The organism is Clostridium sp. (assembly GCF_047777555.1).
Lineage (GTDB): Bacteria > Bacillota > Clostridia > Clostridiales > Clostridiaceae > Clostridium_H.
The window spans coordinates 288,759-305,808 of the sequence record NZ_JBKEEV010000002.1 but is presented as its reverse complement, the minus strand read 5'-3'; the positions used below and the strand labels follow the sequence as shown (position 1 = coordinate 305,808).

General features: G+C 31.3%; 16 protein-coding genes and 2 pseudogenes. 13 read left to right on the top strand and 5 right to left on the bottom strand.

The window, feature by feature from the left end; all coding sequences use genetic code 11:
- Window positions 1-15: 15 nt before the first annotated feature.
- Window positions 16-348, top strand: a complete 333-nt coding sequence (hisE, locus tag ACFWTK_RS04670) for a phosphoribosyl-ATP diphosphatase (RefSeq protein ID WP_415874952.1) — start codon at window positions 16-18, stop codon at window positions 346-348.
- Between the two features lie 97 nt (window positions 349-445).
- Here the strand turns inward: hisE and cls are convergent.
- Window positions 446-1,889, bottom strand: a pseudogene (gene cls, locus ACFWTK_RS04665) (cardiolipin synthase).
- A gap of 38 nt (window positions 1,890-1,927) precedes the next feature.
- Complete coding sequence (locus ACFWTK_RS04660) at window positions 1,928-2,305, bottom strand: hypothetical protein (RefSeq protein ID WP_415874951.1); 378 nt, start codon at window positions 2,303-2,305, stop codon at window positions 1,928-1,930.
- Between the two features lie 189 nt (window positions 2,306-2,494).
- On the opposite strand from ACFWTK_RS04660, the gene ACFWTK_RS04655 reads away from it, so the two are divergent.
- Entirely contained in the window at window positions 2,495-3,406 is a 912-nt protein-coding gene (locus ACFWTK_RS04655; protein ID WP_415874950.1) for a WG repeat-containing protein, read from the top strand.
- A gap of 115 nt (window positions 3,407-3,521) precedes the next feature.
- Here the strand turns inward: ACFWTK_RS04655 and ACFWTK_RS04650 are convergent, their stop codons facing one another.
- Window positions 3,522-3,659, bottom strand: a complete 138-nt coding sequence (locus tag ACFWTK_RS04650; RefSeq protein WP_415874949.1) for a hypothetical protein — start codon at window positions 3,657-3,659, stop codon at window positions 3,522-3,524.
- 357 nt (window positions 3,660-4,016) lie between these two features.
- Here ACFWTK_RS04650 and nrdD point away from each other — a divergent pair, with 357 nt between their 5' ends.
- Window positions 4,017-6,134, top strand: coding sequence for an anaerobic ribonucleoside-triphosphate reductase (nrdD, locus tag ACFWTK_RS04645; protein ID WP_415874948.1), 2,118 nt, complete (start codon window positions 4,017-4,019; stop codon window positions 6,132-6,134).
- A 14-nt stretch (window positions 6,135-6,148) separates the two neighbouring features.
- Window positions 6,149-6,661: an anaerobic ribonucleoside-triphosphate reductase activating protein gene (gene nrdG / locus ACFWTK_RS04640; protein WP_415874947.1), complete on the top strand. Its 513-nt coding sequence runs from the start codon at window positions 6,149-6,151 to the stop codon at window positions 6,659-6,661.
- Window positions 6,662-6,716: 55 nt separating this feature from the next.
- On the opposite strand, the gene ACFWTK_RS04635 is transcribed toward nrdG, so the two are convergent.
- Window positions 6,717-6,977, bottom strand: coding sequence for a tetratricopeptide repeat protein (locus ACFWTK_RS04635; protein ID WP_415874946.1), 261 nt, complete (start codon window positions 6,975-6,977; stop codon window positions 6,717-6,719).
- Window positions 6,925-7,476, bottom strand: a complete 552-nt coding sequence (locus ACFWTK_RS04630) for a tetratricopeptide repeat protein (protein ID WP_415874945.1) — start codon at window positions 7,474-7,476, stop codon at window positions 6,925-6,927. The genes ACFWTK_RS04635 and ACFWTK_RS04630 overlap by 53 nt, the downstream gene beginning before the upstream one ends.
- Before the next feature lie 229 nt (window positions 7,477-7,705).
- Here ACFWTK_RS04630 and pepV point away from each other — a divergent pair, with 229 nt between their 5' ends.
- The 9 genes and pseudogenes from pepV (at window position 7,706) to ACFWTK_RS04585 (ending at window position 17,040) form a co-directional block, all read left to right on the top strand.
- Complete coding sequence (gene pepV / locus ACFWTK_RS04625; RefSeq protein WP_415874944.1) at window positions 7,706-9,097, top strand: dipeptidase PepV; 1,392 nt, start codon at window positions 7,706-7,708, stop codon at window positions 9,095-9,097.
- A 65-nt stretch (window positions 9,098-9,162) separates the two neighbouring features.
- Complete coding sequence (locus ACFWTK_RS04620; protein WP_415874943.1) at window positions 9,163-10,431, top strand: MDR family MFS transporter; 1,269 nt, start codon at window positions 9,163-9,165, stop codon at window positions 10,429-10,431.
- Between the two features lie 210 nt (window positions 10,432-10,641).
- Entirely contained in the window at window positions 10,642-11,226 is a 585-nt protein-coding gene (locus ACFWTK_RS04615) for an ECF transporter S component (protein ID WP_415874942.1), read from the top strand.
- A 344-nt stretch (window positions 11,227-11,570) separates the two neighbouring features.
- Complete coding sequence (locus tag ACFWTK_RS04610; protein ID WP_415874941.1) at window positions 11,571-12,536, top strand: P1 family peptidase; 966 nt, start codon at window positions 11,571-11,573, stop codon at window positions 12,534-12,536.
- Window positions 12,537-13,126: 590 nt separating this feature from the next.
- A complete protein-coding gene (locus ACFWTK_RS04605) occupies window positions 13,127-13,792 on the top strand; it encodes a hypothetical protein (RefSeq protein ID WP_415874940.1) in 666 nt (221 codons plus the stop codon).
- A gap of 300 nt (window positions 13,793-14,092) precedes the next feature.
- Entirely contained in the window at window positions 14,093-14,641 is a 549-nt protein-coding gene (locus ACFWTK_RS04600; protein WP_415874939.1) for an NADH peroxidase, read from the top strand.
- Window positions 14,642-14,944: 303 nt separating this feature from the next.
- A complete protein-coding gene (locus ACFWTK_RS04595; protein ID WP_415874938.1) occupies window positions 14,945-15,403 on the top strand; it encodes a CtsR family transcriptional regulator in 459 nt (152 codons plus the stop codon).
- A 66-nt stretch (window positions 15,404-15,469) separates the two neighbouring features.
- Window positions 15,470-15,988 (top strand): UvrB/UvrC motif-containing protein, encoded by a 519-nt coding sequence (locus ACFWTK_RS04590; RefSeq protein WP_415874937.1) that lies wholly within the window; start codon window positions 15,470-15,472, stop codon window positions 15,986-15,988.
- Between the two features lie 16 nt (window positions 15,989-16,004).
- Window positions 16,005-17,040, top strand: a pseudogene (locus ACFWTK_RS04585) (protein arginine kinase).
- Window positions 17,041-17,050: the final 10 nt, after the last annotated feature.

Below are 17,050 nucleotides of genomic sequence, written 5' to 3'. Positions count from 1 at the left end.
GGGGGAAGCATATAGATGAAAGAGATAGATGTTTTACAAGAGTTATTTAAAGTTGTAAAAGATAGAAAAGAGAATTTAATAGAAGGATCTTACACTAATTATCTATTTGAAAAGGGATTGGATAAAATATTAAAGAAGGTTGGAGAAGAGAGTACGGAGGTTGTTATTGCTGCAAAGAACAGTAATAAAGAAGAACTTGTAAATGAAATATGCGATTTAACATATCATATTCTAGTGCTTATGGTACAGAAGGGTGTAGAACTCGATGAGATTAGGAATGAGTTAGAAAAGAGGAGAGAAAAAATAGGAAATAAAAAGAAGGAAAGAAGAGAAATTGATAATATATAAACAAGAGATTGAGAATATATAGTTAAAAATATCTAAAGTATTGCATAATATAAAAAAGTAACACATACGCTGGGTATGTGTTACTAAAGATGATATCTTATAATACAGGAGAAAGAAGCCTTGAGATAGATTCTTTAAATTTAATATATAAAGACCTTTTTGCGTATAAGTTTTTGGTTATCTCTGTGCAGTCATGGATATCTTCTTCAAATATATCTTCTAAGGATTTAGATACATTGTTGTCATATATAAAAGCATTAACTTCAAAGTTCAGTTTAAAGCTTCGCACATCCATATTGGCAGTGCCTACGGAAGATACATTGCCATCAACTGTCATAACCTTGCTGTGAATAAAGCCTTTATCATAGGTGTAACTGCGGACTCCAGTTTTTAATAGTTCTCCTATATATGAAAGAGATGCCCAGTAAACAAAGGGATGGTCTGGTTTGCTAGGAACCATAATTCTTACATCAACTCCAGATAAAGAAGCTATCTTTAGAGCCTCTAAAATGCTTTCATCTGGTATGAAGTAAGGTGTTTGAATATATATATTTTTCTTAGCAGATTGGATCATCTTAAGGTATCCATTCTTTATTTGCTCCCACTCAGAATCGGGACCACTAGAAACAATTTGAATTCCTATTTTTCCATCAGAATTAACTTGAGGAAAGTAGTCCTTATCAAATGTTATCTTTTCTTGAGAAGCATAACGCCAATCCAGCAAAAATCTTTGCTGAAGAGAACCTACAGCACTTCCGATTATCTTTATATGAGTATCTCTCCAATATCCAAATCTTTTATTCTTTCCTAAGTACTCATCCCCAATATTAAATCCTCCAACAAAGGCTTCTCTGCCGTCAACAACTACTATTTTTCTATGATTTCGATAATTTACGCGTATATTTATTAGAGGAAGAAGAGAAGGGAAAAAGCAGGCTACTTTTCCACCAGAATTCTTCAATTTGTTAAAAAAGTGTCTTGGAAGACTTCTGCAGCCCATGGCATCATATAAAAGCCTAACCTCTACTCCTTCAGAAGCCTTTTTTGCTAATGCATTGATTACTTTGTTCCCAATTTTATCATTCTTAATAACATAATATATTATATGAATATGATGCTGAGCTTTTTCAATAGAATTCAATAAAGCAGTTAAATTTATCATGACCATTAGTATATATCTCCACTTTATTGTCTTGAGTAAAGATAGATTGACTATTAGTCAGGTGCATATATACCATATCTTTATATTTAACCATCTCTTTATCATGAAATTCCATGGTATCTTCTGAAAGTTGTCTTCCCTGAATAAGAAGTTTTTTGTGAAACCTATCTTCCTCGGTTTTCAAATTAAACATTTTCCTTCTGCTTAAATCTTGACCAAGGAGAAGATAAAGTATAAATCCTATACCAGGTATTAAAATTAAAACCATTAACCAAGCCCAAGTAGCAGAAGGATTTCTACGTTCAAAAAAAATAATTAAAAGTGCAAAAATGAGATTTAAAAATGTTAATACTCTTAATATAGCAAATACATAATGCATATCTTATCCATCCTCCATTATTTTAGGCAAACCTTATATTAATGTTTGCATCCACTACAAGAACCACAGTTTCCCTTAGAACCGCATCCAGAACTGCAGGTAGAACAATCCCTTGAGACAGGATTCAAAGGAGTAGCTTTTATCATAAAAGAAGAATTTTCATATTTAAGTTCAATGGATTTTATACTGCGTATGAGTTCTTCATCATATATAAATATTATATCATCTATGTTTTGTGATATATATTCTTCTTTATCTTTAAAATCATCCAAATATATTTCAACATTAGAGCTTTTGCAGCAGCCTTTATAGTAAGATAGCCTTATACAGGAATAATCCTTGCTATTAGCATCTAGCAAACTTTTTAGCTCTCTATGGGCTTCTTTAGATAATACTATTTCTAATATTTTATTCAATTAATCATCTCCTTGCTACATGAGAGGTTTATTTTTAGTATTTGTAAATATAATAAGTTTAGATATTATTCTATCATATTTCATAAAAAAAAATCTTTAAATATTTGCGAAATAAGGGTATATTTTAGGAGAATAAAATATAAAAAATGATAAAATAAGTATAAGCATTTAAATATAGGAGGAATTAGTATGAATTCAAGCAAAACACTTTATCCAGTTATGGTAAAAGGAAAGTACGGATATATAGACCATAATGGAAATTTAGTTATCGATACAAAGTTTGATTATGCAGAGGAGTTTGATGAAGAATTAGCCATAGTGGGAATAAATGGAAAGCTGGGCTTTATAAATAAAAATGGAGAATTTGTAATAGAACCTAGATTTAAGGCAGCTAATGATTTTAGGGAAGGGTTATCAGCAGTTCAAGTCGGATATCAGTGGGGATATATAGATAGGGAAGGAAAAGAAGCAATTCCATTTAAATTTATTGATGCATACAGCTTTAGTGATGGTGCAGCTTTAGTTCAAATTGGAGGAAAACAAGGATATATAGATAAGAGTGGAAACATAATAATAGAGCCTAAATATAATTATGCTCACAGCTTTAGCGAAGGATTAGCTGCTGTTGATATGAATGGAAGATATGGATATATAGACAAGACTGGAAAAACCATAATAGCTGCTAAATATATGGTTGCTAATGATTTTAGTGAAGGATTAGCAGCTGTGGAAACCCGTAATGGATGTGGATTTATAAATAAATCTGGGGAGATGGTTATAGAACCTCAATATGAAGAAACAGATGACTTTTATGATGGTTATGCAGCAGTATGCAAGGATGGAAAGTATGGTTATATTGATAAAAATGGCAGTGTAGTTATTCCTATTAAATACGATAATGTAGATATAATAAGTGAAGGATTAATAGGAGTACAGATAGGAGAAAAGTGGGGTTATATAGATATGTCCTCTAACATGATAATAGAGCCTAAATTTGATGAAGCTTACGAGTTTATAGATGGCATAGCTATGGTTGAGATAAATAACAAGATAGGCTATATAAATAGAGATGGAAATTATATATGGGAGCCTCAAAAGTAAAGACTAGAAAATAAGTTTAAATCGTCCTAATATAAAATTTAAGGCAATTCTAAGTTGAAGCAGAAACTAAGTGACAGCATACTTTCTGCTTCAATTTAATGTAAAATTAATTATACTAATCTAAGCATGTCGATAAGCATTCTTCTATAACATCAGGTGTAATTTGAAAATCCTTTTTCACATCATTTTCTTTAGTTTTTTCAACTGATTGCTTTGAAGTATCAATGTTAGTGACCTTGTTAAATTCATTCATAATGTCTTTCCCTCCTGTTTATAAATATAAGTCCTAGAAGTCTAATATATATGAATCATAAAATTAAATATATAACTCATAATTAATTAGAAATATATTCCATATTATATGCTTTATGGAAGATATATGCAACTAAATATTTTAATTAATTGGAAAAAAATATTTATTATGGAATTTGAGTTGAAAGAATATATATGAATGTCAATATGGCAAGCTATATAAAAAACTTAATAAAAGGAAGAAAAATAGATTAAATATAGAGTATTAAATTTATATAGTACATAAGAAAATTGCTATAAAAAACTTTGTAGAGTATAATATGCAAAGTACAATATGTTGTGGTTGGAGGAATTTGGTATGCTATATGTGGTTAAGAGAGACGGAAGACGAGTACAATTTGATTCTACAAAGATAACCAATGCTATAAAGGGCTCTGCAGAAGAAATAGCTTTTAACTTAAAGGAAAGTGAAGCTATAGAACTTACGCAAAAGGTTATAGAACAAATTGAAAAAAGGAAACTGACTGAAATAACGGTAGAAGAAATTCAAAATATTGTAGAGAATGTTCTACAAGAGAACGGCTGTGAAGTGATTTGGAGGACTTATTGTAATTACAGAAGAGAAAGAACAAAAATTAGAGAAAAAAAGTCAGATTTAATGAAGGTTATAGAAAGTATAGGAGTTGAGACAGATAGGGATAATGCAAATGTTGGAAATAACTTTAGTTCTAAGCTTCTAAGAATAGCTAGTGAATCTAATAAGTGGCATAATCTAGGAATGATGCCTAAGCACTTAGCTAAACTTCATGAAAACGGGGATTTATATTATCATGATTTGGACTCTTACAATTTGACCGTAAATTGCTTAAATATAGAAACGGGGAAAATCTTAAATAGAGGATTTAATACAGGCTATGGCACAATTCTTCCTGCAAAGAGAATAGAATCTGCTGCGGAATTATCTTGTATACTGCTTCAGAGCACACAAAATGATATGTTCGGTGGACAATCTCATGCTAATTTTGATAATGATATGGCTCCTTTTATAGGCATGAGCAGAAATGAAATAAAAAAGGAATATAAAGAGTATTTTGGAGACATAGAAAATCTAGATGAAATAGTGGAGAAAAAGCTAGAAAAAGTAGTGCATCAATCTATGCAGGGTATTGTATATAACCTAAATACTATGCATTCAAGAGCAGGAAGTCAGGTTCCTTTCAGTTCTATTAATCTTGGACTTCCAGAAAGCGAAGATGCAGCTATGGTAGATAGAATATTTTTAGAGGAATATGAAAAGGGTCTAGGGAAAGGAGAACAGCCTATATTCCCTAATATAATATTTAGAGTAAAAAAAGGGGTTAATAGAGAGCCGGATGATCCTTATTATTACTTATATAAACTAGCTTGTAGGGTTGCGAGCAAAAGAATGAATCCTATGTTTATGAATTTAGACGCCGATTTCAATAAGGAATATTACGATAAAGGTGTAATTGCTGCTACAATGGGATGCAGAACATATATAATGTCTAATGTAAATGGGGAGCCAGGACCTGCAGGGCGCGGGAATATAGCTCCTACTACAATAAACTTGCCTAGAATAGGTATATTGGCAAAGGGAGATATAAATAGATTCTTCTCCTTATTAGATAACAGATTAGAGCTTGCTAGAGAATCCTTACTTCATAGATATAGTGTACTTAAGAGATTAAAAGTAAAAGATTTGCCTTTTGTAGCTGGAGAACATTTAATGCGTGGTTCAGAAAATTTAAGTTCAGAGGACTCTATAGAGCCAATATTAAGACAAGGTACTTGGGGAATAGGATTTATAGGTCTTGCAGAAACGCTAGTTGCTTTAGTCGGTAAACATCACGGAGAGGATAAAGAAGCTCATAAATTAGGTATTAAGATTGTTTCTCATATAAGAGAATTCTGTGATAAATATAGAGAAGTAGATAAGCTTAACTGGTCATGTTATGCAACGCCTGCAGAAGGACTTTCAGGAAAGTTTATCTTACAGGATCAAGGAGTTTTCGGAAAAATAAAAGGAGTTACAGATAAAAATTATTATACAAATAGCTATCATATTCCTGTAGGATATAAGATTTCAATTAAGAATAAGATAGATTTAGAAGCACCTTTCCATAAAATATGTAATGGAGGACATATCACATATATTGAAATGGACGGATATCCAGAACCAGAAGATGTAAAGGCTATAATAGACTATGCTTATAAAAACACTAATATAAGCTACATGGGAATCAATTTTCATATGAGATATTGTAAAGACTGCGGTGAGAGAATAGAGAATACTGAAACTAGTTGTCCTAAATGCGGAAGTTATAATATTCAAGGAGTATCAAGAGTTACAGGATACCTATCACTAGATGAGAGATTTGGAGCTGGAAAGGTTGCTGAACGTGCAGACAGACTTTCTCATAATGATGAAAAACATATAAATACCTATAAAAATTAGTTGGAGTGGGTTGAATGAAATTACGTGTAGCTGGATTTTTGGATAATACTACGGTAAATGGTGAAGGATTGAGAAGTACGGTTTTTTTATCAGGGTGTAAGCATAATTGTGAGGACTGTCATAACAAGCCTATGCAGGATTTTGATTATGGAGAAGATATAGATATAAAAGATATTGTTGATAGAATACAGTCTAATATGCCTTTAATAAGAGGGGTAACATTTTCAGGAGGAGAGCCTTTTGAGCAAGCAGATAAGCTGAGCATCTTAGCAAAAGAGATAAAAGACATGGGACTCAGCTTATGGTCCTATACAGGCTATACCTTCGAGGAAATTATAAACAGCGGTGATAAAGACAGACTAAAACTATTGGAGATGTTAGATGTTCTCATAGATGGAAGGTTTGAAAAGGACTTGACACAAGGAGCTCATAAGTACACAGGATCAAAAAACCAGAGAATTATAAATGTTAAAGAAAGCTTAGCATCTAAAAAGGTAATTATGTGGGAGAAGATAAATAAAGTCTGATACAGCTCACTTTTTATTATTGCAGCAACTTCTCCACACTTATATAACTAAAGTGTTAAGGATTATATTTAAATGGTATTACTATTCCTTTATTATTTTCCTTGCATTTTTTATGTTTAATTAGGTTTTTTATTATTGTATAGTGACATTTGCACCACTCATCATTAGGGTCTATTTCATAGGCCCTTTTTATTGTAATAAAAGCATTATCATAATCTTCAAGGTCTACATATGTTAGAGCTTTTCCTATATAGGCGTCAACCTTATTTTTTTCTAAGCTTATAGCTTTTGAATAAACTTCTAAGGCTTCTCTCATGACGGCAGTAAGCAGTTAAAAGTTCAGCTTTCTCGCAGTAGGCTTCATAAAAATAAGGATTTAATTCTATACATTTATCATAGCATTCAAGAGCTTCCTGTATACGTGTGAGCTGGGTTAAAATATAAGCTTTTTTATAGTAAACTAAAAAATCATTTTTCCTCTGCTCTAGTACTTTGTTACAAAAGCTAAGTGCTTTTTTAAAGTTACCTCTCATAGTATATATTTCTATCATGTTCATATAGCCTCTATATGAATTAGCATTCATTTTAAGATATTTCCTTATACACTTTTCAGCTTCTTCAATTTCAAACATTTGCATATATGCTTCACCTTTAGTAAGATAGGTATCAGCATAGTTTATATTAAGCTCTAAAGCTTTATCAAATTTTTCAAAAGCTTCATCGATTCTATTGGCATTAAATAATTTTTTTCCTTCTGACAGATATTTTAGAATTTCTTCTTCTAATAACTCATCTGTTTTTAAATTTTCACTCATATATATCCCTCCTATAATAAGGTATTATTAACATTATTGACCTAGAACAGATTTTTAAAACCATAAAGTTTATAAAATTATATTTATTTTTATATTGTCAAGAATAGTAAGACGGGGTGTATAATAGGGGATATAAAAATATATGGCTGAACTTTGATAGAAAATTACTATCACATCTATTTTATTAAAACAATAATTTAGGGGTTCACTACAGGAAAGGAGATATACAATGGATATAAATAAGAAAATTGATGAACTCAAGGGAGATATAATAACATCTACCCAAGAACTAGTTAGAATTAAAAGCGTAAGAGGGGAGAGAGGAGAGAAAACACCTTTTGGCAAAGGTTCATATGAGGCTTTAAAGTATTGCTTGGATTTATGCGACAAATTAGGTTTTAAGACTGTAAATTTAGATAATTATATAGGTTATGCTGAGTACGGCGAAGGAGAAGATTATGTTGCTGTTTTAGGCCATGTTGATGTAGTTCCTGAGGGAGATGGATGGATTTACCCACCATATGGGGCAGAAATTCATGATGAAAAGATATTTGGAAGAGGTACTATGGATGATAAAGGGCCAGTAATAGCAAGTATTTATGGACTTAAAGCTATAAAGGACTTAGGACTTAAAACCTCTAAGAAAATAAGAATTATTTTTGGTACAGATGAGGAAACAGGAAGTGGAGAAGAAATAGAATATTATTTTAAGAAAGAAAAAGCGCCTGTATCAGGGTTTACTCCTGATGGAGAATATCCAATTATAAATGGAGAGAAGGGATTAACTACTTTTGATTTAGTTAAAAAAATTAGTGATAAAGGACAGGAAAATTCTATAAAGTATATAAGAGGCGGGCAAAAGGCTAATATGGTTCCAGACTATTGTGAAGCTGGAATACTAATAAATGATGTAAATATAGTTATGAATGCTGCTAAGGAGTTTGTAGATAAAACAGGTTATGACATAAGCGTTGAAGGAAAAGATGATGTTGTAGTTGTAAAATCAAAGGGAGTATCAGCCCACGGCAGCCTTCCGGAGCTTGGAAAGAACGCTATAATGCAGCTTTTTGCTTTTCTTTCAGAATTGCCATTAGAGAATAGCGACTTAGTTAAATTTGTAAGGTTTATGAATGAGCATGTAGGCATGGAGGTTCACGGAGAATCTTTTGGTGTAGGACTTGAAGATGAGGTTTCAGGAAAGCTATCCTTCAATGTAGGAGTAGTAAGGGCAAATGAGGATGAAGTAAGATTAACATTAAATCTTAGATATCCTGTAACTTGCAAATATGAAGATATGATTTATGGACTAAACAAGACTTTAAAGGATACTGGGATTACTATAGAAAATATGTCACACCAAAAGCCGCTGTATTTCCCTAAGGATCATGAAGTAATAAAAACTTTGGCTAAGGTTTATGAGGAACAAACAGGAGAAAAAGCAGAGCTTCTATCAATAGGTGGAGGAACTTATGCAAAAGAAATGCCTAATATAGTGGCTTTTGGACCTATATTCCCAGGAGAAGAAGACCTTGACCATCAAGCTAATGAGTATATAAAAATAGAACATTTAATTAAGAATTCTAAAATATACGCTCATGCCATATATGAACTTGCTAAATAGACTTAACATTACAACATAATAAAATATATTATAGTTTACTTAAAGAATTTAAGAGGGGGGAATTTATGGGGCTATTATATACAATAAAAGGATATAGAGATTTACCAAGAGACATAATTGTATTATTCTTTGCGAGGATAATAAACTGCATAGGAAACTTTGTATTTCCATTTTTAGCTATGTTTTTAACAGAGAAAATGGGGATGTCATCAAATAGGGTAGGGAAATTTATGATGATAGCAGCTATTAGTGGAGCTTTGGGTTCTATAGTAGGAGGAAAGTTATCAGACCATATAGGCAGAAAGAAAATAATATTAATATTTCAAAGTATGGCTGCTATTATGTTAATACCATGTGGAGCTTTGAAAAAATCTATTTTGATACCATGGTTTTTAATTTTATATAATTTTTTTGGTGGGGCAGTACAGCCGGCAAATTCTGCTATGGTTGCAGATTTGACAGATAAGAAAAATAGACAGCAAGCCTTTTCTTTATTATATTTAGGAGTAAATATAGGTGTAGCTATAGGGCCATTTATAGCAGGAGTTCTTTATAAAAAGTATATTAGATGGATATTCTGGGGAGATGCCATAACGACAGGGATATCTCTAATACTAGTTACAATACTGGTTAAGGAAACTATACCTAGTGCATCGGAGGATAAAGAGCATATTCATGAGTATATAGATGATGAAGAGAAAAGTGAGTCCGGAAGCATATTAAGTGTTATGTTGAAAAGACCTGCTCTTTTAGTATTTTCCTTAGTATCCATAATATATTCATTTGTATATGCCCAGAGCAATTTTGCAATTCCTCTTCAGGTAAAAGCATTATTTCCAGAAGAGGGTGCGCTTATGTTCGGAACCTTGATGTCTGTTAATGCCATTGTAGTTGTGTTTTTTACGGTGATAATTATACATTTAACAAGAAAAAACAAATCTATATTCAATATAGCATTGTCGGGAATATTCTATGCGGTTGGTTTTGGAATGCTCTATTATACGGAAAAATACAGCTTCTTTATTATATCAACAATAATATGGACTACAGGAGAAATCCTTTCTGCCACAAATCAAGGAGTTTATATAGCAAATCATACACCTAGGTCACATAGAGGAAGGGTTAATTCCATAATGCCCATAATATCAGGAATAGGAAATGCTATAGGTCCTCGCGTTATGGGAGTTTATATAGAAAACAGGGAAGTAAAAGCAGCATGGCCAATTGTATTTATTTTATCAATAATAGGAGCACTTTTAATGTATGTATTATCCTTAAAGGAAGCAAAGACGAAGTCTGGGAAAAGTGAGAAAAAATCAGTTAAAGTAACATGATTTGCCTTAGTATATAGGAAAAAAACTTAAATGTAAATATAGTGAAAATGTCTAAAAAACCTTTGACTTTATAAAAAAAAATGTTAAAATATTTACAAAGTCGGTATTCTGATAAGAAACTGAACTAAATTTTAATCTTAAAAGTTAATAGTTAAGTTTCCATCACTCGACTTATATCCGTAAGGGAATAAGAATGGAGGTATGAGATTTATGGAAAGAAATTTAGTATCAACAAGGACAAAAACGAGAAAGCTTACTACATTTGCTATGCTGGCAGCAATATCAATCATTCTAGGGTTTACACCACTAGGAATTATACCAATTCCGCCAGTAGGTGCAACAATAATGCACATACCAGTTATAATTACTGCTGTACTAGAAGGACCAGTCTTAGGAGCATTAATGGGACTTGTATTTGGAATAATAAGTTTTGTAAATGCGATTATAAAACCAACAGTACTGTCTTTCGCAGCAATGAATCCACTAGTATCCATAGTGCCAAGAATGTTGGTAGGTGTTGTTGCTTATTATGCATACAAATTGATTCCGTTAAAGAATGAAACTATAAAAGTAGGAGTTTCAGCAGCATTAGCTACATTAATGAATACTGTTGGATTCTTAGGCATGATATACTTATTATATGCAGAACCTGCTGCAAAAGCTCTTGGTCAAAGCGTTGATACCGTAGGCAAATTCCTTTTAATATTAGGTACAACTCATGGTTTGCCAGAAATGGGGGTTGCTGTGTTAATAACAATTCCAATAGTTTTTGCCATAAAGAAAGTAAAAAGATAATATAAATATGTGATATAAATGGAAAGTAGTAAAACCTTTAGGGATTTACTACTTTCGTTTTATAATAAAAATGGTAAGAAATTGATTATATCGAACATCACGCAAAGGATTTGCATTTAGGAAAGCTTTTAATGCTTGTTCAATGCTTTCTACAATGCAAATCCCATGCGTGATGTTCAAATATCTCATCAATTAAGAGAAAAAATGTCTATAAGCAATAATGAGCTTTACATTTTGTATTATAAAAAAATACCTATGAATTAAAGTATGTATATAAAAGGAAAGGAAGTGAGTTTTAGTGAGAGAATTGTACTTATAATGAATTCTCTCATTAAAGATAACATATGGAAAATGTAAAGATTACTGATATAGAAGGTATAAAGATAGGGCATGCACAGGATTTAAAAGGGGTTACAGGGTGTACTGTAATCCTATGTGAAGAAGGAGCAGTTGCCGGAGTTGATGTAAGAGGAGGCGCTCCTGGGACTAGAGAAACAGATTTATTGAATCCTTTAAACATGATGGAGAAAATACATGCCGTTCTTCTAACTGGAGGAAGTGCTTTTGGATTAGATGCTGCTGGTGGAGTCATGAAGTATTTAGAGGAGAGAGGAAAAGGCTTTGATGTAGGAGTAGCCAAGGTACCTATAGTATGTGGAGCGGCTTTATTTGACTTGGTTATAGGCGACTCTAAGGTTAGACCTGATAAAGAGATGGGATATAAAGCATGTATGAATGCAAGTAGTAATGAATGTAAAGAGGGTTCTGTGGGAGCAGGAACAGGAGCTACTGTAGGTAAGATACTAGGACCAGAATTTGCTATGAAAGGCGGGCTTGGAACCTATACTCTTAAAGTTGGTGAGTTAATGGTAGGTGCTGTAGTAGCGGTTAATTGCTTAGGAGATGTAATAGATCCTGAAAATGGAGAAGCAGTGGCAGGAGTGCTAAGTGAAGATAAGACTAAATTAAGAAATACGGAAGGTATAATGTTATCTCAATATGATAATAAGAAAAACTTATTTAACGGGAATACTACCATAGGTGCTGTAGTAACAAATGCCAATTTAACTAAGTCAGAAATAAACAAAGTAGCATCTATGGCTCATAATGGGTATGGAAGGACTATTTATCCAGTACATACTATGCATGATGGAGATACAATATTTTCTCTTGCCACAGGAAAAGTAGAGGCGGATGTGAATGTTGTAGGGCTTTTAGCTGCTAGGGTTATGGAAAGGGCTATAGTTAGAGCGGTTAAAAATGCGGAAAGTATGTGCGGATATAAAGCTTATAGGGATTTTATGAAATAAAAAAAGTATTCACTCCTCTATGTTGAAATGTTTTGTTACTTAATATATTTCAACATTTTGGGGTGAATTTTCTTTTTGAATATATATTGTAATATATGAAACTTACTTATTTGTCTGAAAACTTAAACAAAATACTAAAAATAAAAAATATAATACCGATAATTTATAATAAAGAAAAATAGTACTTAATAAAATTACCCGTAAAGTAATAGGTGTATTTTAAAAGATAAGGTGATTTGAACTATGAATAAATTTAGGATGAGTTTAAGTAAGTTTTTTATTGATTTATATGGCCCTGATCTAATTGAGTTTATAGAAAAAAATATTCGTTTACTAAATAAGTTTTTTATTGATATTTTATGTGGTTTTGCTCTAATTGAATTGATAGAGAGAAAAATTCGTTTACGTGGATTTAAGCTTACAAGCCTTACAAAATATATTATATCCACCGCATCAGTTATAGTGTCGGGAATAATATTTGGCCTAATTTTTGCAATTATTTATTAATAATATTAGAAATTGATGAAAAATGAACCATAATATATTAAAATATAACATATGGAAAATAAATATGATGAGGTGGGTTCATAGTGGAAGAGAAGAAATCAATATTTGAAAAATTAAGATTAGTAGATAGAATTGAAAAGGTAGATAAAACTGAAAAGGATAACAATAAACAAGAGAAAAACAACAAAGGTACATATATAAATGAGGAAGAGCAAAACAATAAAGCTTCATATATAAATAAAGAAGAGAATAAGGAAGAAAATTCAGTTGAAAAAGAAGTGGAGTCTATAGACAGAGAAAATAGCAAAAGTTCTATAGAAAATAAAGCTATATCTAAAAATAAACCATTGACAGTAGAACAAATATATGAAAGGTTTAAAGTTGGGAATATAAACGGAAATAATGTATTTTTAATAGATAGTTATCTTAAGGCACTTCCTGAGAACTTGCCGACGGATGTAAAGAGACAATCTGTTTTAAATATTATAAAGGTTTCAAAGATGAATATTGAGGATTTAATACGGGATGGAGAAAATAGGTTAGATATATTAAATTCTTATACTAAAGAAGTTGCAAAGGAAACAGAATACATAATAAAAGAATATGAAGCTAAAATTCAGGAACTTTACAAAAAGATTGATGAATATAAAAAGATAATATCCGAAAGAGGTATCTTTCAAGAGGAACAAAAGGCTTATATAGATTATGAAACTCAGAAGATTGAAAACATAATAAAATTTGTGAAATAGATATTTATTTAAGATGTTAAATTAAAATAATATTTAACATCCTTTATTTTTTTGAATGATAATACGTATATTTTCTATATAATCACATTTAATGAAAGTTAATATGATATTAAAATAGTAAGGAATATGAAGAAAAAGGAAGATAATTAAATATAATTTGATTAAATAGGCTATTATAGTGAAGTGTTATGTTGCCAAAAAATAAAAATGAGTATATAGTATAAATATAGCAATTAACAATAACTATTAACTAATAAAAACTATTAAATATAAATAAATTTGATTAGGAGGGTTTTTAATATGAAAAAATTTGTTTGTTCAGTATGTGGTTATGTTTATGAAGGAGAAGAGGCACCAGAATTTTGCCCACAATGTAAAGCATCAAAAGATAAGTTTGTAGAAAAGAAAGAAGACGGAAGCAGACAATGGGCAGATGAACATAGAATAGGAATAGCTAAGGGTGTAGATCCAGAAGTAGTAGAAGGATTAAGAGCTAACTTTACAGGAGAATGCACAGAAGTTGGAATGTATCTTGCAATGTCAAGACAAGCTTTTAGAGAAGGATATCCTGAAATAGGCTTATACTATGAAAAGGCAGCTTATGAAGAAGCAGAACATGCTGCAAAATTTGCAGAACTTTTAGGCGAAGTTGTAACTGAGAGCACTAAGAAGAACCTTGAAATGAGAGTTGAAGCAGAGTTCGGAGCTACTCAAGGTAAGAAAGACTTAGCTACATTAGCTAAAAAATTAAACTTAGATGCAATACATGACACAGTTCATGAAATGTGCAAAGATGAAGCTAGACACGGAAAAGCTTTCGAAGGATTGCTTAAGAGATATTTTGAGTAATATATTATAATGGAGTGAAATGAAATATTATATGTTATAAGTCTAAAATAAATATAGTCTTTTATAAAAAATATGTGTAGCTAGAGTATACGAAAGATATACTCTAGCTGCCTTTTTATATAAAAGGTTTAGAGGATATAAAAGGAATTTTGAGTAATACCAAATTAATCTAATACATATTGAAGAAAACAGGTATTAAATCAATAAAATAAGAAGAAATTATAGTTGAACTAAATTTATAAAGATAATATTATAAAAAATAAACAAAGGTCAAAGAAAGTCAAAGTCAGTAGAGGTGATGAAATGCCTAGATTATCGGATATAATTGAGGAGTTTATAAAAGAACTCTTGGAAGAAAGTAACTCTAGCGAACTTGAAATAGGAAGAAATGAACTTGCAAACCAGTTTAAATGCGCTCCTTCTCAGATAAGCTACGTTCTTACTACTAGATTTTCTACAGAAAGCGGCTATTATGTAGAAAGTAGAAGAGGGGGAGGAGGATATATAAGAATAAAAAAAATTCAATATAATGAATATGAAACTTTAGCAAATTTGATCAGGGATAAGATAGGTAATAGTATTACCTATAATGGAGCCTATAATATAATTGAGGGACTTAAAGAGAGAAATATAATTACTCAAAGAGAGGCGAATATAATGAAGGCGGCTGTTAACGATAGGAGTTTAATAGTATCCGCTGATAGGAAAAATAATATTAGAGCAGAAATATTAAAGGCTATGATAAAAATTATATTGTTATAAAACTTCAAATTTATGGTAAAATATAAAATAATATTTAAGAATTTTAAAATGTAAAGGGGTGGTTCGATGCTTTGCGAATCTTGTAAACAAAGAGAAGCTACGGTTCACATAACAAAAATAATAAATGGAGTCAAAAGAGAAGCAAATTTGTGTCCAGAGTGTGCAGCTAAGGCCGGAGAATTTAATTTAGTTTCGGATATGGATATAATGGCACCATTCTCATTTCCAAATGTGTTGAGTGGGCTTATGGAATATATGAATAAAAACTCTATAAACAATAAAGCTACAGAGTTAAAGTGTGAAAAGTGTGGAACTACTTATAGAGAATTTAAGGAAAAGGGTCTTCTTGGATGCAGCGAGTGCTATAAGGCTTTTTATCCATCTATATTATCTGTAATCAAGGGCGTTCAAAGCAATGTAGAACATACAGGTAAGGTACCTAAGAAAGCTGGCAAAAACTTGGTACAAAAAAATAGAATATTAAAATTAAAAGAAGAATTACAAAAGGCTATTACGCTGGAAGAATATGAAAAGGCAGCGAAGATAAGAGACGAAATTAGGGAAATAGAAAAGCAATCTGAATAGGTGGAGGTAATAATATATGAAAAGCTGGATAGAAACTCAAACAGAAAATCAAGATGTGGTTCTAAGCAGCAGAATAAGACTTGCAAGAAATCTAAAAAATGCTCCTTTCCCTAACAAGCTAGATGAAGAGGAAGGAAAGGATATAGTAAAGAATGTAGAAGATGCATTTTATTCATCTCCATATACTGAGGAAAAATTTAAAACAATATATTTATGGCAAAATGAGGATATAATTAATGAATCTTATTTTGAAAAACATTTAATAAGCAAAAGGCTCATTAGTAATAAAAAAAGAAGCGGCGTTTATAGTAGATGAAGATGAAACTGTAAGCATTATGATAAATGAGGAAGACCACTTAAGACTTCAAGCAATAACTGGAGGGCTTAATTTAAAAGAAGCCTTTAACTATATAAATAAGCTAGATGACTTATTAGAAGAAAGGCTAGATTATGCTTTTGACGAAAAGCTTGGATATTTAACTTCATGTCCAACTAATCTTGGAACAGGCCTTAGAGCCTCTGTTATGCTTCATTTGCCAGCTCTTACTGCAAACAATGAAATTGTTGGCCTTTTAAATGCATTAACTCAAGTAGGTATGACTATAAGAGGGTTGTATGGAGAAGGCTCTAGAGGTGAAGGTAACTTATATCAAATATCAAATCAGACAACTTTAGGGCTTAGTGAAGAGGAGATATTGACTAATTTAGCAGGGGTAATTAATCAAGTTATAAATAGAGAAAACATGGCTAGGGAAATGATATTAAGCAAAAACAGATATGAAATAGAAGATAAAATATTTAGATCCATAGGAATTTTAAAATCTGCAGTTATGTTAAGTTCAAAAGAGTGTTTAAATTTGCTTTCAAATGTAAGATTAGGTGTTGAAGTGGGAATAATTAAAGATGTAGACAAGAACACATTGAACAAACTTCTTGTAGATATTCAGCCAGCAAGCCTTCAAAAAGCAACTAGAGAGAAACTTTTCGATAAACAAAGAGACTTAAATAGAGCAGCTCTTGTTAAAGATAGACTAAAAAACGTAAAGTTATAATCTAAGGAGG